The organism is Candidatus Thiothrix phosphatis, assembly GCF_035668035.1.
Lineage (GTDB): Bacteria > Pseudomonadota > Gammaproteobacteria > Thiotrichales > Thiotrichaceae > Thiothrix > Thiothrix phosphatis.
Genome location: NZ_JAYMYJ010000160.1, coordinates 107,818 through 128,700, shown reverse-complemented (window position 1 = coordinate 128,700; position 20,883 = coordinate 107,818). Strand labels below are relative to the sequence as shown.

The following is a 20,883-nucleotide window of genomic DNA, read 5'->3' as shown; positions in this document are numbered from 1 at the left end:
GGGCGCATGTTGAATGCGCCCCTGTGCCTGCCCCGTCAGTTCAGGTTATTAGAACTTCATCAAATAGTAGCCGTCGCCTTGTTGCAGGATGGCGTAATGCTCCGTCCCGCTGGCGTTGAAGAAGGCAAAGCCCGCTTTGATGGCTTCATCGCCGCCACTGAGGGTGACGCCACTCAGCGATAGGCTGCTCTGCAAATTGAGCAGTGGGCTGGTGTAGGTTTTCAGGCTGTATGAACCGTCATCCCCGGCTTCCACCACCACAAATTTGGCGGCCTGTTGGGAATGGTCGGCAAACACCAGATGGCCAGTCCCATCCGCATCCGACAGGGTGCGCTGGTAGCGCATGTCGGCACCTTGCTGGGCGGCGGTCTGGAATAGGGTTCCGCCTGCAGTGAGCAGATACATGCCGTCTTCCGTCGCCCATAGGTTGCTCTGGATTCCGCCCAGTTCGTACTCGCCATCATACGGGGAGTCATTGAGCCAAACCGGCAGCGTTGTGCTGACATCATAATGGTTCAAGTCTTCAGGCGAATGCTTGCTGTCCAGCGTGTAGACCGCATCCAGGCTGCTGACCAATTGCAGGTGCGCGCCGCCATACAGCAGGTGGTTGCCGACAGCGGATTCTTCCTGGACTGCGCCGGTGGCCAAGTCGATGGCGTAGAGGTAGCTCCACTGCATATTGGCCGGAGCCGTGGCATAGGCAACCCCGTTCTCCCCATAGGCGATGTCAAACACATCAAAGCCCAGGCCGTCATAAAAGTTCAGCACCGTTTCCCCGGTCAGGCTGACCTGCGAAATGGCACCCTTGTGGCCAACCACGGCAATCTTGCCATCCGGGCTGATGGCGACGCTGGTTGGCGGCAATTCCAACGGTACGGCCTGCTGGGCACCGGTGGCCGGGTTAATGATGTTAAGGACATTGTCCGGCTGGCTGCCCACTGTCACCACCCGGTTCAACTTATTGCTGTAAGCCGCGTCCACCACACTGTAATTGAGCGGGCGCGCCAAACCCAACACGGTGGTGTTGGCCGTCGCCAGATCGGTGTTGCCCAACGCATCGGTGACTTTCAGGCTGAATTCATAGGCACCCTGCTTGTCAGGCGTGAAGGAGGCGTTGGCATTGTCAGCGTTGACAATGGCGGCGGCGCTGCCTGCCGGGGCGGATTCCACCGTCCATTGATAGCTGAGGAAGTCGCCTTCGGGGTCGGTGCTGCGGGTGCCGTTCAGCGCCAGTGTGCCGCCCAAGGCAATGGATGCGTGGGTGGAAGCGACCGCCGTGGGCGCTGTATTGACGGTGACAGAGAAATTCTTGAGCACGGACTCGCTACGGCTGGATAGCGCCTCATACATGCCATCCCCATTGCTGTCCACATTGACCCGCAACTTGCGCTGCGGCGGCGTGACGGAATAGTCATAACCATCCGCAATCACCTGGATTTTGCTGTTGGCGGCACCATTCATGAGCATTTCACCTTCCAGCGGGACACCATCATCACCAAACTGGAAGGGCGTGACGGTTGCCGTGTTGACGCAGCCATCCGTGCCGTCGCAGAACTTGCCGCTGATCGTGGTGGAACCTGAGGTTTCCGCCACCATTTTGACATTTTCCGCCAACTGCTGTTTGCCCGTGCTCAAATTGAGTTGGTACTGGTTGATGGTCAGGGTTTCTTGGCCGATTTCCGGGTTGGCATCTGTGCGTAAAGTGCCGGTGACGGAATAGGGGACGTTATCCACCCGGACGCCCAGCCCTTTCATGCTGACCGTATAGGCGGACGGCGTCTGCCGCACAATGTCGAAAGCGTGGATCACCAGCAAGGCCGAGCCATTGGTCAGGACGTTTTCGCTTTGGCACTGGTTGTATGTGACCTGCAAGGTGCCGGTGTAATCCGTATCGCTGAGGTTGCCGGACGCCGCGACAGAACCGCCGCCAGGGCATGCCTTCGACAAGCTGTAACCGCGCGCTTGGTAACGTTGCGTTGCTATCGTGTCCGCCGCCAGCGCGGAAAGCTCCCGTTGCAATTGCAGCACACTGCTGCTGGCAGCGTCCGCCGCGCCCGCAGCATCACCCTGCGGACGGGCGGAAATATTGCCATTGATGTTTTCGGTGCCAAACACCAGGTTGACAAATTCCATGCTGTTGGCAGTGGTCAGCAGTACGGTGTTGCGGCTACCGGAATAGACGCTGCCCGCATCCGCCAGCACGGTCGTATTGTTGTTGGTGGTGGTGCCGCCGTTATTGGTGGTGGTGCCCCCCGTAGTGGAGGAAGAGGAACCCCCTCCCCCGCACGCCGTCAGCAGCGTTGTCGCCACAAAAAGCGGCAAAATATTATTGGTTTTCATGATTAGCCCCTAGTTGTAAAAATACCAGCCCTTGGTGATTAAAGTGTCCTCAAATACGTTCCATCCCCTTGTTTCAGCACCACATAGCGTTTGCTGCCATCACTGTTGAAAAAGACGAATTGTGGCGTTACCGGGTCAGTGCTGGTTGACGGTTTTAAATCCGTCAGTGTTTTTTCCTCGACCAGCACAAGGTTGGGCATAGAGTAGGTTTTCACCCTGTAATCGGAACTGGTTCCCGTAACCCCTTTGTTTAAAATGACCGCAACTTGCCCCGCTTCCTGGGAACTGTCAGCATGCATCAGCGTGGTGTTGAAATCGCCATCGCTATCCGCCAGGCTGCGCTGGAACAGCATGTCCTGGTCTTCGCTAGTGGCCGTGCGGAACAGGGTTTCGCCAGCAGTCAGGAGATAACCCCCATCTTCTGTTATCCAGAAACCTTTGGCGTCAGCGCCCCCCATGTCGTAATCGCCATTGTACGGGGAATCATACAGCCCAACCGGCGGCGTCACCGAAGTGTCAGCTTTCTCCAAATCCACCACAGCACCTTTATACAGGATGTACAGCGCCTTTTGTGCAGGCGCAAACTGCAAATAGGAACCCGCCAGGTCATTGATTTGGGAGCCTGTCTTGACTTCCCCAGTAGCCAGGTTAATGGCTTTCAAGGGAGCCCAGCTCACGTTGTCCGTCGGTGTGGCGTAAGCCATGCCATTGGCGTCCAGCGCGATGTCAAACACAGTAAAGCCAATGTTGTTGTAAGCACCCACCACGCTGGCGGTTTGCAGGTTGATGTAGGTGACGCCATTGGCATGCCCCACCACCGCCATCTTGCCATCCGGACTGAGCGCCAGGCTGGTGGGAGCAAGGTTCAACGGGACTGCCTGCTGTTCGCCAGTAGTGGGGTTGATAATGTTCAGCGCATTATCCGGCGAGGAACTGGCCGTTATCAGACGCTCCAGCGAATCGCTGTAGTCGGCATCCACGGCATTGCGCGCCAACTGCTTGACCGTGCTGGTGGTGGAGCCAGAGCCAGTGGAACTGCCGGAACCTGTGTCACTGCCGGAAGAGGAATTGCTGTCCGTGCCAGAGGAACTGCTGCCGGAACCTGTGCTGCTGCCGCCTGTTGAAGAATTGCTGCTGGAAGAAGAGCCGCTGCCCGTCCCTGTATCCGTGGAAGTGTTTGCCTTAACGCTGGAAAATGCCGCACCGGTGCCGCCGCCGCAAGCCACCAACAAGCTGGACAGCACGACTACCGGAAAAATTTTGCCTGATTTCATGAAAGCCCCTTGTTATTTATCATTGTTGCCGGGAAAAGTGATTACCCTAAATTATATACATATAATCATAATAAATTAAAATGATAAATTAAGCTTGTCGAAACCGGAACAACCCAAAAGCCGGATTGACGCTGGTATACTGCACCCATCCACAAAAAGAGGAGATTCCATCATGCCAACCCTCCTGATCACCGGAGCCAACCGTGGCATCGGTCTGGAAATCACCCGCCAGTATGCTGCTGACGGGTGGGACGTGCTGGCCTGTTGCCGTTCCCCGGAAAACGCCCATGAACTCAACAAATTGGCCGCCGCCACCAAAGGCGGGGTCAGTGTTTGCCTGCTGGATGTCGCCAACGACGCCCAACGCCAAGCGCTCGCCGCCCAGCTTAAGGGCCAACCCATCGACATCCTGTTCAACAGCGCTGGGGTTTCCGGCAACTGGGCGACACAGAGTTTCGGCCACTGCAAAACCGACGAATGGTTGGAAGTCATGCGCATCAATGTCATCACCCCGATGCTGATGATGCAGGATTTCGCCGCCAACGTAGCCCTCAGCGAACACAAAATCATCGCCAACATGAGCAGCAAGATGGGCAGCGTCGCCGATAACACCTCTGGCGGCAGTTACCTGTACCGCTCCAGCAAGGCCGCGTTGAATATGGTCACCGTGAGCGCCGCGCATGACCTTGCCCGCCGGAAAATCGCCGTGGTCGCCTTGCATCCCGGTTGGGTGCGCACCGACATGGGCGGCCCCAACGGCGAGCTGTCCGTGGAAGAATCCGTCACCGCCCTCAAGCGCAACCTCGCCAAGGTTGCCTTCGCCGATTCAGGGCGGTTCATTGACATCGATGGCGGCGACATTCCGTGGTAAACGGACAAGTCATCCTCAAAAATGGGCGCGATAAAAATGTCCGCGCCCACCACCCGTGGGTGTTTTCCGGCGCGGTGGACAAGCTCAAAGGCAAACCGCAATCCGGCGAAACTGTTGAAGTGCGTGCCGCCAATGGCGACCTGCTGGGTTTGGGCGCATGGTCGCCCGCCTCGCAAATCCAGGTGCGGCTGTGGACATTTGCGGATGCCGTGATCGACCGCAGTTTCTTCCTTGAGCGCATCCGGCAGGCGCTGGCCTATCGCCAGCAACTCGGCATCCCAGAACACAATTCCGGCTACCGGTTAGTCAACGCCGAATCCGACGGGTTGCCCGGCGTGGTGGTCGACAAGTTCGGCGACTGGCTGGTGATGCAATGCCTGACCGCCGGAGCGGAACATTGGAAACAGACGCTGGCGGACGCCCTGTTGGAAGCGGTACCCGCTCATGGCGTCTACGAGCGCTCTGACGTGGATGTGCGTAAAAAAGAAGGGCTGGAAAACATCACCGGCACCCTTCGGGGCACACCGCCGCCTGCATGCATCGATATTGAGGAAGCAGGCCGACGCTACCGGGTGGATGCGCACAATGGCCACAAGACCGGCTTCTACCTCGACCAACGCGACAACCGCAGCCAATTGCAGCAATACGCCAGCGGCAAGACCGTGCTGAACTGCTTTGCCTACACCGGCGGGTTCGCCATCGCCGCGTTGCACGGTGGGGCGGAACACGCCGTCAATATCGACGCCTCGCAACCGGCGCTGGAACTGGCCGCCCAAACCGCCGCCCTGAACGGTTTCCAGCCCGCCCAGATGGAAAACGTCTGCGGCGATGTATTCAAACTGCTGCGCGAATACCGCAACGAAGGCCGCCAGTTCGACATCGTGGTGCTGGACCCGCCCAAATTCGCCGACAACCGCAACCAGTTGGAAAAAGCCGCGCGCGGTTACAAGGACATCAACCTGCTCGGCTTCAAGCTGCTGAAACCGGGCGGGCTGCTGTTCACCTTTTCCTGCTCCGGTTTGATGGAGAGCAACCTGTTCCAGAAAATCGTCGCCGACGCGGCAGTTGACGCCGGTTGTGACGCCCGCATCCTGCGCAAGCTGGATCAGGCCGCCGACCATCCGACCCGGCTGGCGTTTCCCGAAGGCTATTACCTGAAAGGACTGATATGTCAGAAGTAAAACAACCCGCCGCCACCCAGCCTGCTGATGTGAAGGAGCGGCTGCTGGACATTTTCACCCGCCTGTTGCCGCTGGTGGACAGCGTATCCGACAAGATCCGTTTCGCCGCTTTATTGGGCGTCGGCCTGGATGTGTGGATTTTCATCTGGTTATATTTCCTGAAACATTTCTCCCTGAGCAGCGCACTGATCGTCGCGGGGGTGGCGTTGTTGCCGATCCTGATCCTGCTGCGCTTCTGGTGGGCGTTGGAGGAGCTCAAGGATTTGCCCAATATTGCCGGGCGCATGGTGGATGATGCAAAGGGCGAAATCCGCGAGACCGTACAAGGCATCCAGGCAGGCAATACGCCGAAACTGGGCTTCATCAGCTCCGCCAAAAGCCTGTGGAGCATCGGCTCGATGGCGTCGGAAGCCCGTGAACTGCTGGGTTCCTACCTCAGCATCGGCACGCTGGTGAACCCATTCTCACTGGTGCTGGGCGTATTGTCGCTGTTGTTCGTGCTGCTGCTGGCCGTGATTGGGCTGGTCTTGCTGGCGTTGGCGTTATTCTGATGAGCGCGTGGGTTTTCCTGACAAACCCGCGTTATCCAAAAAAATATTAATTGCTCGAATTTTTTTATAAATTTCAATAAATAAAAATGGGCTGCTACGCTCATTGTATTATGAGAGAAAATGATTATCTGGCCCTGGATGGGCATTCCATGCACATATTCCTGACCGTATTGGAACAGGGTTCCATTGCCAGCGCCGCCGACAAGCTGGGGATCACCAAAACGGTCATTGGCAACAACCTCACCAAATTGCGCTCCGTCTTTCAGGATCCCTTGTTTGTGCGCACCGGCGGGCAAGAAATTGTCGCCACCGCCCGCGCCGAACATCTGGCGGAAGGCATCCGCTCAGTGCTGTCCGGCATGCAACAACTGACGATCGAACAGGATTTCAAACCCAAGCAGGCATCCTTGCGCTTCACGGTGGGGACCAATGATTTCCAGCGCGATCTGGTTTTGCCGGAACTGTACCGACAGGTCGCCAGCGAAACCAAGGAGTTTTCCCTGCGCACCATCATTGCCGAATACCCGTCCGTAGAGCTGTTGCGCACCGGCAAGGCGGATTTGTTGCTGTCCCCAGTCGCGCCGGATGGCTCCGATATTCTCTACAAACGCCTGTTCATTGACCAGTCGTGCTGTTTCTTCGACAGCAGCGCGCGTGAACAGCCGCGCACGCTGGCAGATTTCCGGCAGGCCCGTTACATCGGCCTGAACTTGGTGGATGGGCAACGCGCCGCCCCGATAAGCGCGCCGATTTCCCGTGAACTGGAACAGCAGGTTGCCGTCCGCGTGCCCAATTTCTCCGACATGGCCAGCTTCATGCGCGGCAGCGACCTGTTGGCGCTGGCACCGGGCATGTTGCGGTTGGGCGCATTGTCGGCATTCAAGGCGATCAAAACGCCTTTTACCCTACCGTCCATCTTTATTTTCATGCTGTGGCATAAGCGCCATCAAGGCGATGTCGCCCACCAGTGGGTTCGCTCCCAACTGGAATCGGCGGTGGGCAATGTCATGCAACGCGTCAAACTGGCGGAAATCTGACTATCCAGGCAAACATTCCCCCTCTTGACAGCCGTGGCGGTTAGGCTACACTTCCCGCCATTATCAACCTCATTTACGGAGACATTTGACATGCTGAAACACATAAGGAACAACCAAGCAAGCTAAGTGTCTCCCGCACTGCGCCGGGAGACTGATTGATCCAGTCATCCGGTGTAAGAAATATGCAGCACAGATACGCTGCCTGAAAACCCCGGATGGCCCAAAAAACCAACGGGGTTTTTTTATGCCTATCAGTTTTATGCTCAACAAGGGCAAGGTTCCGGTGAAAATTTTTACCGCCGACGTGGACAGCGCTTCCCTCACGCAACTGGGGAATATGTCACAACTGCCCTTCATTCACAGCCACATTGCCGCGATGCCCGATGTGCACGCCGGTATTGGCGCAACTGTGGGGTCGGTGATCCCCACCCGAGGCGCGATCATCCCGGCGGCGGTCGGGGTGGATATTGGCTGCGGGATGAACGCCGTGCGCCTGTCGCTCACAGCCAGCGATCTGCCCGACAACCTGTATTCCATCCGCAGCGCGATCGAGCAACGTGTGCCGACCGGTTTCGACGAACACCAGAAGCCATCCACGCAGGGTTCCACCCTGAAAAACATGGAAAAGCATCTGGACACGATCACCGACAAGCACTCTGGCCTGGTGAAAATGATGAAAAACTTCCACCGCACCTGGGGCAAGCAGCTCGGCACGCTCGGCGGTGGCAACCATTTCATCGAGCTGTGCATCGACGAAAGCGATGATGTGTGGGTGATGCTGCATTCCGGCAGCCGTGGCATCGGCAATGCGATCGGGCGCTATTTCATCGCCAAGGCCAAAAAGGATGTCGGGCGCGAACTCGGCCAGTTGCCAGACAAGGATTTGGCCTACTTCACCGAAGGGACGCAGCATTTCGATGACTACGTGCAAGCGGTCAGCTGGGCGCAGGATTACGCCATGGTCAACCGCCGGGAAATGATGCGGCTGGTGCTGGATGCGCTGCAAACCAGCAAGCATCTGCCGACCTTCACCACCACGCGCGAGGCGATCAACTGCCACCACAACTACGTGCAGCAGGAAACGCATTTCGGCGCGGAAGTGTACGTCACCCGCAAGGGCGCGATCAGCGCGCAGCAAGGGCAGCTCGGCATCATTCCCGGCAGCATGGGGGCGAAATCCTACATCGTGCGCGGCCTTGGGAATGCGCAATCGTTCTGCTCCTGTTCGCATGGCGCAGGGCGGCGCATGAGCCGTAGTGAGGCCAAACGGCGTTTCAACACCCGCGACCTGGAAGCCCAGACCGCCGGGATCGAATGCCGCAAGGACAAGGGTGTGGTGGATGAAATTCCCGGCGCCTACAAGGACATCGACGTGGTGATGCAGAACCAAACCGACCTGGTCGAGGTCGTACATACGTTGAAACAGGTGATTTGCGTGAAAGGGTGACCAATCATGGAAAAAACACAAGTCGACATGATCCGCGAGTGCCTGGGCGGCAAGCGCAAGGTGTTCCGCTACGCGCCGGACAGTTACGCCCTCCAGTTGCTCAAGGACTACATCGGCGATGGCATGGGGGTTGGCGCGCTGCGCCGCTCCCCTTACGCCAAACTGCTGAACAAGCCGATTGTCATGGAAGCCTTGGCGCTGGCGGGCAATGGCCAGTTGGAAACCTGGCATCTGGAGGCGGTGCTGGCGAAATACCGCGAACACACCCCGCTCAATTTCATCCTCACGCTGGATGAATGGGGCACGGATGACAAGACCGACCGCCACTGGAAACAGACGGTGCGCACCGGCTATGAGCTGGTGCTGCAACTGAATTTCGCCAGCGACCACCAGAAACATTTCAAGGAACTGATCAACACGGAGCATATCGCCCCGTTTTCCTACCACGGGCACCCGGTGCGTCAGGATGGCAAACTGGAAACGCTGGCCTGGGCGCGGATTGACCTCGATTTCGCCACCAATCAGGCGCTGATCGAGGAATTGCAATCCGATTGGGTGAAAAACGCGGCGGATCGGGAGCAGGATTGGAATTACGGCGCGGAGAATATGCGGCAATACCGCGAAGTGCTGCGCCCTTACGCGAAAGTGTGGGACGAAGCCATCCTGACCGCCGTGCTATGCCTGATCCGCCGCGACCTGGGCATCCGCGAAGTGTTCTACCACAGCTATGACACCGGCAACCGGCTCAAGGGCATCGAGCGTTACTACCATTACGGCAAGCCGCCGCGTTACCTGTACACCGAACTGCCGAAAAAGTTTTGCTTCGCCAAAACCAGCGAAGCGCCGGACTTCCTCAAACAAGTCCGTTACGTGCATTACCTGCAACGGCACGGTAAGGCGCAATGGTTCAAACTGCCAACACAGGAGACTTCAAATGGCAAAAAAGCAGCGGCGTAGCCGCAACCCCGTCGCCCGCAACCTGTTCATCCATCGGGGGGGCGTGCATGAGAAAAGCAATTCCGCCAAACGGCAGGCAGGCAAACAGCAGCTGCGCCGGTTGCTGGACAAGGCAGGGGCCGGATTTTCCGGCTCCGCCGACTGGCTGGCGACATTACTGCTTCCAGCACAGCATATGCTGGTAACGCGCCAGTGAGCGCCACGGCTCCTGCTGCGAATATTGCCGCTCCAGTGGCATAACTTCCGCCAAATCCGCCTGCTTGCGGACGCTGTGATGCATGTAGTCGTAAAAGCAGCGGATTCCAGACCACGTTTCCACCAACATCCCCATCTCCAACAACCAACCGGACACCTCATCTGGCTTTAGCGGGGAAATCGGTGCCAACCCCCTCTGCCCGTTACTGGCGATGGCGCCTTTACGCAGCGTCTCAAAATCCCCCGCAATCAGGCGGCGCATGACGGTTGAATGGTAGTTGAAGAACATCAGCGACAGCCAGCCGCCCGGCTTCAGGCAACACAACAACTGCTCCAGCACCTCGCGCGGCTTGGCCAGCCATTCCAGCACGGCATGGAACACGATCAGGTCAAACGGCCCGCAGCCTTTGTCGGCTAGTTCCTGCACGCTGTGCTGCACCAGATGGATGGAATCCTGCAAGCCTTCCCGATCAATGGCGGCTTCCGCCCGTTGCAACATTTCGGCGGAGGGTTCCGCCAGCACCACCTGATGCCCCTGTTGCGCCAGCCAGATGGACATTTGCCCCAGCCCGCCGCCCGCATCCAGAATCTGCAAAGGCCGCTTTGCCTGGACCACCAACGGCTCCAGATCGTCCTGCAGGATGGCCAAACGGATTACACCGCGCGGATCATCGTAAATTTTTTGCTGGAAACGTTGGGCGAGCCCATCAAACATCCTATCCTGCTTGTTGTCTGGCATGAACTATTCCTTTGATTATCAATTACCTGTGCTGCACAAAAAGAATTATACAAATCAATAAACCCACCCATTCGCCACACCTATGGCTCCTCCTAGGTAATGGCGCAATTTTTTTTAAAAATTGTACAAAAATTTTTGTTGTGTAAACCCCCGTTTACCTTTTCTTTGTTAGGATGTTCATAAGTCGCAATTATTGACGCAGGGCCAACCAGACAGGGGGCAATGTTTCACTATTTGCTTCTGTGTGCCAGAGGACCCCTCAACTGACCATTTCATCTGGCGCACTTTTCACCGACTGGTATATATGCCAGTCGGTTTTTTTATGCCTGTTGCTCCAGCTCCTCCCAACGAACGAACGCCTGTTCCAGTTCAGCCTCCAACGCCTCTAATTCAGCCTGTTTGGCGGTGATCACTGCGCTGTCCTGCTGGTAAAACGCTGCCGACCCCATCGCCGCCTGCAAGGCATTGATGTCAGCCTCCAGCTTTTCAAGGCGGGCGGGCAATTGCTCCAGCTCACGCTGTTCCTTGAAGCTGAGTTTTTTCTTGCTGGCAGGTTTGGTTTCGGCTTTAGGCTTTTCCGCCGGTTTTTCGGGCTTGGCGGCGGGCTTGTCCACGGCGGGTTCCGGGCGTTGCAGCAACCAGTCGTCATAGCCGCCCGCGTATTCGCCGATTGTGCCGTTTTCAAACACGAGGCTACGGGTCACCACGGCATTGAGGAAACTTCTGTCATGCGAAATCAGCAGCAAGGTGCCCGGATAATCAATCAGCAGCTCTTCCAACAGCTCCAAGGTTTCGGCATCAAGGTCGTTGGTCGGCTCATCCAGCACCAATAGGTTGGAGGGCTGGGCGAACAGGCGCGCCAGCAACAGGCGGTTGCGTTCGCCGCCGGACAGCACTTTCACCGGCTTCTGGATTTGCAGCGGCGTGAACAGGAAATCCTGCAAATAGCTGATGATGTGCCGTTTCTGCCCATTGATCTCGACGTAATCGGAACCGGGCGCGAGGTTGTCGCGCAGGTTTTTTTCATCCTCAAACTGGGCGCGGTGCTGGTCGAAATAGGCCACCTGCAAACGCGCGCCCAATTCCAACTGGCCGGAATCCGGTTTGAGCTGACCCAACAACAGCTTGATCAGGGTCGTCTTGCCTACCCCATTGGGGCCAATAATGCCGATCTTGTCGCCACGCAATACCGTGGTGCTGAAATGGTGGATCAACGGCTTGTCACCCCAAGCGTAATCTAGCTTGGTTGCGTCAATCACAATTTTGCCGGAAGCGTCCGCCTGGCCGATTTCGGCCTTGACCTTGCCTTGCAGGTTGCGGCGCTGTTTGAATTCCTCGCGCATCGCTTCCAGGCGGCGCACACGGCCTTCATTGCGGGTGCGGCGCGCTTTAATGCCCTGGCGTATCCATGTTTCCTCTTCCGCCAGGCGCTTGTCGAACAGGGCGGACTGCTGGGCTTCGGCCTCCAGCGCCGCCTGCTTGCGTTCCTGGTATTGCTGATAAGTCCCGACCCAACTGGTGAGCCTGCCCCGGTCAAGCTCGATGATGCGGGTGGCGAGCTTTTGCACGAAGGCGCGGTCATGCGACACGAACAGCAAGGTTCCCTTGTAACCGAGCAGGAAGTTTTCCAGCCACTCAATCGCCGGGATGTCGAGGTGGTTGGTCGGCTCGTCCAACAGCAGCAAATCGGGCTCGGAAACCAGCGCGCGGGCCAACAGGGCGCGGCGCTTCCAGCCGCCGGAGAGGCTGTCGAAAGCGACCTCGCCATCCAGTTGCAAGCGGGAGAGCACGGCGTCGACTTTCCATTGCGCCTGCCATTCGTCTTCCGGATGCAAGTCGGTCAGCCCTTGCGCCACGATGTCGAACACACGGGCAGCGCTGCCATGTGGCACATCCTGTTGCAACCGGGCGATTTTCAGGTCGGGGGAATGGATGATGTCGCCGTCATCCGCAATGACTTCGCGGCATAACAGTTTCATCAGGGTGGATTTGCCGGTGCCGTTGCGCCCGACCAGACACAAGCGTTCGCCCTGCTCAATCGTCAGGTCGACGCTGTCGAACAGGCGGTTGTCGCCGTTTTCGAGATGGATATTGCGTAGATGCAGTAAGGCCATGATACCCGTCGGAATAATGCAAAATGGAGCTGTTTGCGGACAAGCAACAGCCCCATTTTCCTCATGAGCCTGTGCGTGTCCTCGTATGCTGATAGTGCATGGATTGCACTTCTTTATCCAGTTGCCGGATGCATTTCTGGAATTTTTTGGTGCGGATTTGCAGCATCTGCAAGGAGTTATGGAACTGCTGCAATTGGTCGGCCAGCTGGCCAATTTCTTGCAAGTCGGCGCTGGTGATGGTCACACGGGGAACAAATGGCACAATGTTCGCCGCCACTGCTTGGGGTTCCGGCGCAATTGCCTGCGGTTCCTCGGCAATAGTGGCGGGAGCCAACGCCTCCGTCTCCATTTCCGGCAGATCCAGTGCGGGCTGCCCGGAAACAGTGGGAAGCGTTTCCACCACGATGGCGTCAACGGCTTCCTCCACCGAAACAACGTCTGCCTCTGGAACAGCTTCCGCCTCAACAGCGTCGGTTTCCCCAGGAACAATTTCCGCCTCTTGTGCCACCACTATTGCAGGCGCTTCCGCCTCTTGCGGCTCCGCCATCAGCGGGGTTGTTTCTGCAACCGGCTCGGTAGCCATGACCCGCAGGGCTGCTTCCACCATCGCCACATCCACTGGCGCTGTTTCCGGCGGCGTAACGGCATCCAATGGGACGGTGCTGAACGGGATGCGCGGCTGCATAGCGGACAGCGGCGTAATGTCCAGCGCTTCCGGCTCTTTCGGCAAGGTGGCGTGGAACAGCATCAGCCGCTGGTTGGCCTCTTTCCACGCTGTCGGCCAGTCATACCGGAACTGCCGTTGGTAAGCCTCCCGCACCCATTGCGGCAGCCAGAAACAGCGCCCGGTCAGCGACAGCAAGCCCAATTCCCGTAATTGCAGGGTGGCCTCGTAACGTTTTTTCTGCCCCAAACGCCCAAACGACGCCACCAGGCTGCTGTAATTGTCCTGGTTTTTTTTCTGGAACAAGCGCAGCAATGGCCAGCCGCGCTTTGCTCCGAGCAGGTTTTCCAGCCTGCTCCAGTGGGTCGGGCGATACAGCATGCTGAGGAGGTACAGCAAGGATTCGCCAGGTTTCCCCGCCAGCTCCGTCGCGTTGGCGACCAGGATGCGGCGAGCCTGGCGCCCATCCTGCTGCTGGTCCATCAGCACCGGAATCCGATCCATCCGCCGCCAGTCACCGCCGTGCCAAACTGCCAGATAGCCGCCCAGCAAAGTCAGTGTCAGGGGATTTTGCCCATAATCCACCGCCATCTGCCGCAACCTGTCATCTTCCCCCTGCACGCCTTTGTAACGCAGCAGTCCGATGCAATCCTCTTCTGGCAGATTTTCCAGGCCATACCGCTGCACGCCCGCCTTTGTGGCGAACCCGCCTTCCAGCGGCTCCCGGCTGACGGCGACGCACAAGCCTGGATTGTGTTCCGCCAACCGCTCCAGCAAGGTCAGCATGCGCGGGTCGCCCAGTTTGCCGATGCTGCTGCCGCTTCTGGCTTGCAGGATTTCCAACCCGTCCAGAATCAGCAGGGTATGGTGGGATTGCGACAACCGCGCCAGCATTTCCCCTTGCAGCAAATTGGGGCAGGCAGCGGCTTCCTCCCCGCCAAACCAGAGCAAGGCATGGTGAAAAAATTCTTCCACTGGATCTTGGATGGAGTGGGCGAGGTCGGGTGGGTAAAACGACCAGCAATAAACCGCGTCGGCATCAAGCCATTGCTTGCTTTGCATCGAATGCAGCCATTTTTGCAAGAGGGCGGTCTTACCCACGCCGGTCGCGCCGTTCAGCAGCAACAGATGCGATTGAGAGCTTGTCCAAGCCTGAGTGAGCAGCCCGATTTCCTCACTGCGGCCAAATACGCCCGCCAGTTGCTGCTGCCTGACAGCATCGCGTGTGTCAACAGCCGCATTACATCCGTCCTCATCACGGATAAAAATCTTGATCATTCTGTAAAGTCCCCAATGCCCGTAAAATATTTTTATGTGGCTACAAAGTAGCAAATCATCCCCCGATGTCAAGCGGCTTGCCAACGGCGATAGCCCAATCAGCCCCCAGTCATTCAGTCACCCCCCTGTGCAAAAAGTTCAGCAGGCCTACGCTGTCAGCCGTGGCGCAGAGGTTTCCTTGCCACAAACCGTCCGGGTGCGCTGCAATAGGAATGCAGCTTCACGCGTCCCGCCAGTCAGGCGCAACAGGCGGGTCAACAGTTTCATGTTCTGCAACAGGCTAGGCTGGTCGCGGCTGAGTTCCGCATACGCGACCCCACGGCGGGCGCAGTACATGGCGGCGGACAGATTGCCAAGGATCAGGTGATGTTCGCAGAGGTGATTGGCGATAATGGAAGCCCGGTACCAGTGCTTTTGTAAGGCAGATTTTTCCAATTTGACGCCCAGTGACCGGGTCGCCTTGATGGCTGCCTGCATGTCGGCAAACCCCAAGCGCCGTTCAACACCGGCACCAGGCAAAACAGGCGCGGCGGGCGGCAGGATGGCCGACAGGGTTTGCGTGCATTTTTCCAGTACCGGCTGCAAGCGCTCCGGAATGCCGGGAAACCGGGCCCTGACCCGCTCGCGGAAATAAGTCCGCAACAGGGCGTGCATTTCCAGCGCGCCGGTATCCGGGGCGGATGAAATCAGGCGCAGTTTATACAGGTGCCGCTGTACCCGGGAAAAATCACGCAGGCTAAGTTTGCTCAAGGGCGCAAGGGCTTGCAGGGTTTCATCCGGCCGCAACCAGCGCTGAAACCACGCCTGCCGCTGGCTATGCAGCAGCAAATACAGGTCTTTCTGGGTGGCAGGGCGGTCAAGCAGGCTGACCAGATACAGCAATAGCAACTCCGGCGTTTGCCACAGCCAGTTTTCCAAGATGGCCAGCGCCCGCCGGGTTTGCAGGCCTTCACGCTCCTTGTCGCGCCAGGCGAGGATCGCACTCACATCCGCCAGTTCCCCGCCATTGCCCAGGTAGGAGCCTAACAGATCCAACGTCAGCGGATGCCCGCAAAAATCGTGGGAAAGCTTACGCAACGTTCCCGGCGGCAGCATGACTCCGCGTTGGCGCAGCAGGTCAGCGCCCGCATCCATCCCTAGTTCCGGCAAGGTGTATTGGATGATGTGCTGTTGGAAAATTTCGCTGACGGGCAATGGCTCACGGGCGGCGATGACACAAAGGCCGGGGTTGTAAGCTGCGAGGGAATTTAGCAAAACGCCCAAAGGATGGGCGTTTTGGGCGTTGTGTTCACCTTCGATTTCCAGCTCAAAACTGGGAAAATTATCCAGCACCAGCAAAGTGCGGTGGCGTTGGGCCAATTTGCATAATAAATTGACCCGTTCAAGGGGGCGGGAGGGAAGCTTCAGATCGCAAGCGAACCAATTCAGCGCATGCCCAATGAATTCATCTGTCAACGCCTGCACATCAACATCATCCGTGACATCGGGAAACGACCAGCCATAGACTTTGTCCGCGTCCCGCCAGCCATCCCGCTCCAGCGAGCTCAACCACGCTTGCAGCAAGGAAGTTTTACCGGAGCCGCCCAATGCATTGAGCAGGAACAGATTGGTGGATTCATCCCGCCATGCCTGGTCCAGCATCACCAGATCCTGCCGCCGTCCGATCAGCTTATCCTGGATGGGTTCCTGCAAACCGTTTAGGGCGCTTTTTGCCTGCCGATGCCGCCAGAAGGTGACGAATACCCCAATCATTTGCGTTTGCCCGATAAGTTAATCAAATATACTTATTTATCGGCAATTCCGTGGCACAAGTAAAATAAAATATTTAAATTAATTTATTTTAATATTGATTAGCTGAATTATTTACCAGCATTCAACTGCTCCGCTGCGGGGTCAGGCGTTTCAACCAATTCCCCTTGCACCAGTTTTTCAGGGCTATTGCGGTTAACCTGCTCAGAAGAAGGGGCTGCGACCGCTTCACCACTATCTTCCGCCACCAAGGGCAAATCTTCCTGAATGCCTTCGCTCAAATCGGTCATGCTGTTCAAACAAGCGTTCAGGTAACCAGCTTTTTTGTCGGCGGCGACGCCGTCTTCTTTCGCATACGTATTGCATAGGTCAGCAACAGCGGAAGCATTGCTTTCCGTTGCGGTGCCAGCATCAGCCGACTGCTGCATGGAAACCGCATCATCAGCCAGAACCATTGGGTGAATCATCATTCCAGCCATTACCAGCAGGGCAGTCAGGTATTTCATGGGTTCAACCTTTTTTGGGCGTATTCGGTATGGATTGGGGAGGTAACATTTCTCTATCGACACCAGCTGTACAGATTTGTTCATTATAGACAATCAGACAATCCCAAGGGGAGTTAACGGAAACATCCCGCCCTAACACGTCTGGCGAACCATTGCAAATGCCCTGGCCTAGCCAATTTTTAGGCCAACAAAGAAGCCCGCCACTGCGCTGACGCCCTTGCTGGTGATGTGCGACAGACGCTCCATCAGAAAACCACCGGACTGTTTGGCGATGCCGGTAGCAGCGGTAGCCGCGCTTTGCAGCTTCTCATCTGTCATTTCTGTAATACCGTAATACTCGGTGACGAATAACAACACAATCGCTGCCCCTCCCAGAAACAGGGCCAGCCGCAACATTTTTTTGGCGAAATAGCCGACAGCCAAACCAATGACAAAAGGTGCCCCCACATTTCCAAGCAAGAAGGCAGAAGACAAAATGTCACTTTGAGGCGACGAATGGATGGGGTAGTCGTTCATTATTTGCCCTTTATGATACCGTTTGGGTAATTTGAGTTTTAATCGCCGAGATGGTTCTGATAAGTTTACCGCTAATCATAAAAAATATCATGGATAACCCCTCGGCATGAAGCACTCTGTCACGCTGACTTGCGTCCTGTTATGGCTGGCGCTGCCTGTTCACGCCGCTCAAATTATAACACCTGCCCAGCCTAACCAATCGGCCAGCAGCGGCACAACGATTACTTTTTCACCTATCTATACACTTTCCGCCCCACAAGATGGCACGGAAACCGGGCTAGGGTTGCGCGTCCACTTCAACTCCAACGCCTTGCAGTCAAGTAACGTCAGCAACCGTTTCGCCTATGGCCTCCAACCAGTTGGCGAGATCACGGCAGATACGCAGGATTTTGACGCCGACCCCACCACTGACAAGTATTTCATCATGCCGTGGGTGGACGTCACTGCGCAATGGCCGGGGGCAGATGAATTGCCCCTCAATCTGGCGACAATTACCTTTGCTGTGAAAACTGGCTTTGTCGGCACAACCTACATCCGCACCTCGGCTGTGGACACCGCTGATGGGGCTGCGTTCCAGACCACGCCCATGACGGTCAAAATCGCAGCTGAAAACGTCAGCATCAACATCAAGGCATTCCTGCAAGGCGCGTATGAAACAACCACCAGCCTGATGCGGGACAGCCTGCGCAGCGCGAACCTGATCCCCTTGGCGCAGCCTTACGCTGACCTTGGCTATACGGGCGCGGAAACCACCACTGCCAGCATACTGAACACCTCCGGTGCCAATGCCCCGGTTGACTGGGTGCTGGTGGAGCTGCGCGACAAGGCCAACCCGATAACCCGGTTGGCCGCCAAAGCCGCCCTGCTGCAACGCGACGGGGATGTGGTGGATGCGGCCACCGGCAGCAACGCCCTGGTGTTTGCAAACACAGCATCAGGCAATTATTTCATCGCCTTGCGCCACCGCAACCATTTGGGGATCATGAGCGCAGCGCCGATTGCCCTCTCCAGCATCCCACGACTGCTGAATTTCGCCTCCCCCACACAAGCCGTTTACGGGCAAGACATCCGCATCCAGCAAGGCTCCATCCGGCTATTGCCAACCGGCGATGTCAACCACGACAACAGGTTGATCACAGAAGGGCCAGGCAATGACAAAAACGCCATCCTGAGCACCGTCGTGACCAGCGCCGCCAACCCAACCGCCCATATCAACTACCAGTTGGTTGGTTACAACCCGGCTGACCTGAATTTGGATGGCAAAACGCTGTACTCAGGGCCGGACAATGATGTCAACACCCTCCTGGGCGACATTCTGCTGGCACCGGATAACGCCACCAACAGCACCAACTACATTATGCCCGGCAGCCTGCCTAATTAAGGGTAATACATCAATGAAAGCCGCTTCTCTTGCCTGTCTGCTCCTGCTGCTGACCAACACCGTAGTCGCCGCCAGCGACAGCCATTCCAGCCCGGCCAGGGCTGAACCGGAAACATTTCAAGCGCCTCCGGCGTCACCGGTTGCAACGCAACCGACCTTACGCCTGAAACCTGCCACGGCAGCGGCGCGTTCAGCCTCTGCCGCCAGCAGCACCCCCGCCAACGCCATCACCTTACCGGCCTTGACCGACAGCGAAATCCAGTCGCTGCAAAACGCCAGCAACGAAAAAGCCTACCGGGCCGGCATTGGGCGCAACCTGCCGGACAGCCTCAGCCAACCCATTGACCTGGGCAGTTGGCAATGGACGCCCGTCAGCGGCGGCAAGGTTGCGCATTACAGCCTGACCTCCACCGGCGCGGCGCGGGTACGGGCGCAAGTCCTGTTGGGCAAGGCTCCTGCTGGCGTTGAGCTGCGTTTTTACGCGCCCAGCGACACCGCCACGGTGTTCGGCCCCTACACCGAATCCGCCGAACCCTTCTGGTCACCAACCGTGACGGGCGAAACCTTGGGCATGGAGCTGTTCCTGCCTGATGGCGTCACGGCGAGCGACGTGGCGTTGAGCGTTCCCCGCCTGTCCCACCTGGTTGTCGACCCGGCCAGCAGCCAGATGAAAAGCAACCCCAACATTTACAAGTCCGCCGATTATGCCAGTTGCCAGGTGGATCTCGCCTGCGCCAGCGCCGCATGGCAGGAAACCGGCAAATCCGTGGCGCGCTATGTCTTCACGGACAGCAACGGCGCAAGCTATCTCTGCTCGGGAACGGTATTGGCAGATCAAGACCCGTACACCCAGGTTCCGTATTTTTTCACCGCCTCGCACTGCGTTGACAACCAGTTGTCGGCCAGCAGCATGGATCTGTTCTGGCTGTATTCCAACCCCACCTGTGGCGGCAGCGGTGCCAGCGCTGTCCAGACCAGCGGCGGCGCGCAATTGCTGATGACCAAGACAACCCTCGACACCACCCTGTTACGCCTGAACAACAACCCGCCTGCCGGTGTCACGATGTCCGGCTGGACAACCACGCCATTGACGGAGAACCAGGAGGTTGTCGGCATCCACCACGCCCTCGGTTACCCCAAGAAATATGCGCAAGGCAAGTTCCAAGCCCATGCACGCCTTTCCCTCAGCAATGGCGGCTACACCATTATCGCCGACCCTAACGGCGACTTTTCCAAAGTGGTGTGGAGCACCGGCATCACGGCACCTGGCAGCAGTGGTTCGGGTATTTGGGTGGAGCAAAACGGCACCCGTTATCTGAATGGCACGCTCTTGGGCGGCTCGTCCGACTGCTCCAACACAAGCGCCCCCGACGAATACAGCCGGTTTGAAAGCACTTGGCCCTATATCAGCACTTGGCTGGGCGCTGCCGGGTCGCCGCCTTCGTTGCGGCTGATCGATTCCGGCAAACCCGCCGCCGCATTGGTGGAAGGCGTCATTATCAACCGTTACCTGCAAGGCACCCGAGGAACGCAGCTATTGGATGGTGTCACCAGCCAGACCCCGGATATTGCCACGCTGGAATCCCGGCTTGCTTCCGTCATGCAGATCATGGACATCGACAACGACGGCAGCAAAGACGCCAGCAAGGATGGTGTGCTGCTGCTGCGTTACCTGATAGGGCTGCGCGGCGCACCCCTATTGCAAGGGCTGGATGTCAGCGCCTCGGGACGCAACACCCCCTCAGCGGTCGCCGCCTATCTCAACCCTGTCCTAAACGCTTCAAACTGAATAAAAAAAGCCCGGCCTATAGGCCGGGCTTCCCGCTCAGAACCATACGCAACCTAGCAATACTGCGCATGGCGACTACCCTCACTAGCGGTTTAAAACGGGTGTATAAGGCTTTGTATACAATATTTTTGGATTCCCAAAATTCGCATAAAAGCCAACTTGCTGTCAACAAACAGTTGATATTTAAAATATTATTAAACTCTCACTTTGCAGCGCACAAATCCAGGCGCTTTCCATGCAAATGGATTAATTTCCGGTTTGCCGTACAATCACCAACATTCATTCCCTCAAACC

17 protein-coding genes are annotated in these 20,883 nt (G+C 57.3%); 9 read left to right on the top strand and 8 right to left on the bottom strand.

Features of this window, described 5'->3' with window-relative positions; genetic code table 11:
• Nucleotides 1-48: 48 nt before the first annotated feature.
• Nucleotides 49-2,340, bottom strand: a complete 2,292-nt coding sequence (locus tag VSS37_RS21340) for a YncE family protein (protein ID WP_324698535.1) — start codon at nt 2,338-2,340, stop codon at nt 49-51.
• Between the two features lie 38 nt (nt 2,341-2,378).
• Nucleotides 2,379-3,614 carry a YncE family protein gene (locus VSS37_RS21335; protein WP_324698533.1) on the bottom strand — a complete coding sequence of 412 codons (1,236 nt, stop codon included), beginning with the start codon at nt 3,612-3,614 and terminating at the stop codon, nt 2,379-2,381.
• 172 nt (nt 3,615-3,786) lie between these two features.
• Between VSS37_RS21335 and VSS37_RS21330 the strand changes: the two genes are divergently transcribed.
• The 7 genes from VSS37_RS21330 to VSS37_RS21300 all read left to right on the top strand — a co-directional run bounded on the left by VSS37_RS21330 (nt 3,787) and on the right by VSS37_RS21300 (nt 9,854).
• Complete coding sequence (locus VSS37_RS21330; RefSeq protein ID WP_324698531.1) at nt 3,787-4,485, top strand: SDR family oxidoreductase; 699 nt, start codon at nt 3,787-3,789, stop codon at nt 4,483-4,485.
• On the top strand, nt 4,479-5,666 hold the full coding sequence (locus tag VSS37_RS21325; RefSeq protein ID WP_324698529.1) for a class I SAM-dependent rRNA methyltransferase: 1,188 nt from the start codon (nt 4,479-4,481) through the stop codon (nt 5,664-5,666). Before VSS37_RS21330 ends, VSS37_RS21325 begins: the two co-directional genes overlap by 7 nt.
• Entirely contained in the window at nt 5,654-6,217 is a 564-nt protein-coding gene (locus VSS37_RS21320; protein WP_324698526.1) for a hypothetical protein, read from the top strand. Before VSS37_RS21325 ends, VSS37_RS21320 begins: the two co-directional genes overlap by 13 nt.
• A 149-nt stretch (nt 6,218-6,366) precedes the next feature.
• Nucleotides 6,367-7,254 carry a LysR family transcriptional regulator gene (locus VSS37_RS21315; RefSeq protein WP_324698524.1) on the top strand — a complete coding sequence of 296 codons (888 nt, stop codon included), beginning with the start codon at nt 6,367-6,369 and terminating at the stop codon, nt 7,252-7,254.
• Between the two features lie 244 nt (nt 7,255-7,498).
• A complete protein-coding gene (locus tag VSS37_RS21310) occupies nt 7,499-8,701 on the top strand; it encodes an RtcB family protein (protein ID WP_324698522.1) in 1,203 nt (400 codons plus the stop codon).
• A gap of 6 nt (nt 8,702-8,707) precedes the next feature.
• Entirely contained in the window at nt 8,708-9,658 is a 951-nt protein-coding gene (locus VSS37_RS21305; RefSeq protein ID WP_324698520.1) for a hypothetical protein, read from the top strand.
• Entirely contained in the window at nt 9,636-9,854 is a 219-nt protein-coding gene (locus VSS37_RS21300; RefSeq protein ID WP_324698518.1) for a hypothetical protein, read from the top strand. The genes VSS37_RS21305 and VSS37_RS21300 overlap by 23 nt, the downstream gene beginning before the upstream one ends.
• Here the strand turns inward: VSS37_RS21300 and VSS37_RS21295 are convergent.
• From VSS37_RS21295 to VSS37_RS21270, 6 genes are all read right to left on the bottom strand, one after another.
• Nucleotides 9,813-10,592 carry a methyltransferase domain-containing protein gene (locus VSS37_RS21295; RefSeq protein ID WP_324698516.1) on the bottom strand — a complete coding sequence of 260 codons (780 nt, stop codon included), beginning with the start codon at nt 10,590-10,592 and terminating at the stop codon, nt 9,813-9,815. The two genes, VSS37_RS21300 and VSS37_RS21295, sit on opposite strands and share 42 nt — an antisense overlap.
• Nucleotides 10,593-10,912: 320 nt before the next feature.
• Nucleotides 10,913-12,706 carry an ATP-binding cassette domain-containing protein gene (locus VSS37_RS21290; protein WP_324698514.1) on the bottom strand — a complete coding sequence of 598 codons (1,794 nt, stop codon included), beginning with the start codon at nt 12,704-12,706 and terminating at the stop codon, nt 10,913-10,915.
• A gap of 61 nt (nt 12,707-12,767) precedes the next feature.
• Nucleotides 12,768-14,648, bottom strand: a complete 1,881-nt coding sequence (locus VSS37_RS21285; RefSeq protein WP_324698512.1) for an ATP-binding protein — start codon at nt 14,646-14,648, stop codon at nt 12,768-12,770.
• A 147-nt stretch (nt 14,649-14,795) separates the two neighbouring features.
• Nucleotides 14,796-16,400: a hypothetical protein gene (locus tag VSS37_RS21280; RefSeq protein WP_324698511.1), complete on the bottom strand. Its 1,605-nt coding sequence runs from the start codon at nt 16,398-16,400 to the stop codon at nt 14,796-14,798.
• Nucleotides 16,401-16,507: 107 nt separating this feature from the next.
• Nucleotides 16,508-16,903, bottom strand: a complete 396-nt coding sequence (locus tag VSS37_RS21275) for a hypothetical protein (protein WP_324698509.1) — start codon at nt 16,901-16,903, stop codon at nt 16,508-16,510.
• Between the two features lie 168 nt (nt 16,904-17,071).
• On the bottom strand, nt 17,072-17,419 hold the full coding sequence (locus VSS37_RS21270) for an FUN14 domain-containing protein (protein ID WP_324698507.1): 348 nt from the start codon (nt 17,417-17,419) through the stop codon (nt 17,072-17,074).
• A gap of 106 nt (nt 17,420-17,525) precedes the next feature.
• Here VSS37_RS21270 and VSS37_RS21265 point away from each other — a divergent pair, with 106 nt between their 5' ends.
• Both VSS37_RS21265 and VSS37_RS21260 read left to right on the top strand, forming a co-directional pair.
• On the top strand, nt 17,526-18,800 hold the full coding sequence (locus tag VSS37_RS21265) for a hypothetical protein (protein ID WP_324698505.1): 1,275 nt from the start codon (nt 17,526-17,528) through the stop codon (nt 18,798-18,800).
• Nucleotides 18,801-18,813: 13 nt separating this feature from the next.
• Entirely contained in the window at nt 18,814-20,589 is a 1,776-nt protein-coding gene (locus VSS37_RS21260; RefSeq protein ID WP_324698503.1) for a trypsin-like serine peptidase, read from the top strand.
• Nucleotides 20,590-20,883 lie beyond the last annotated feature (294 nt).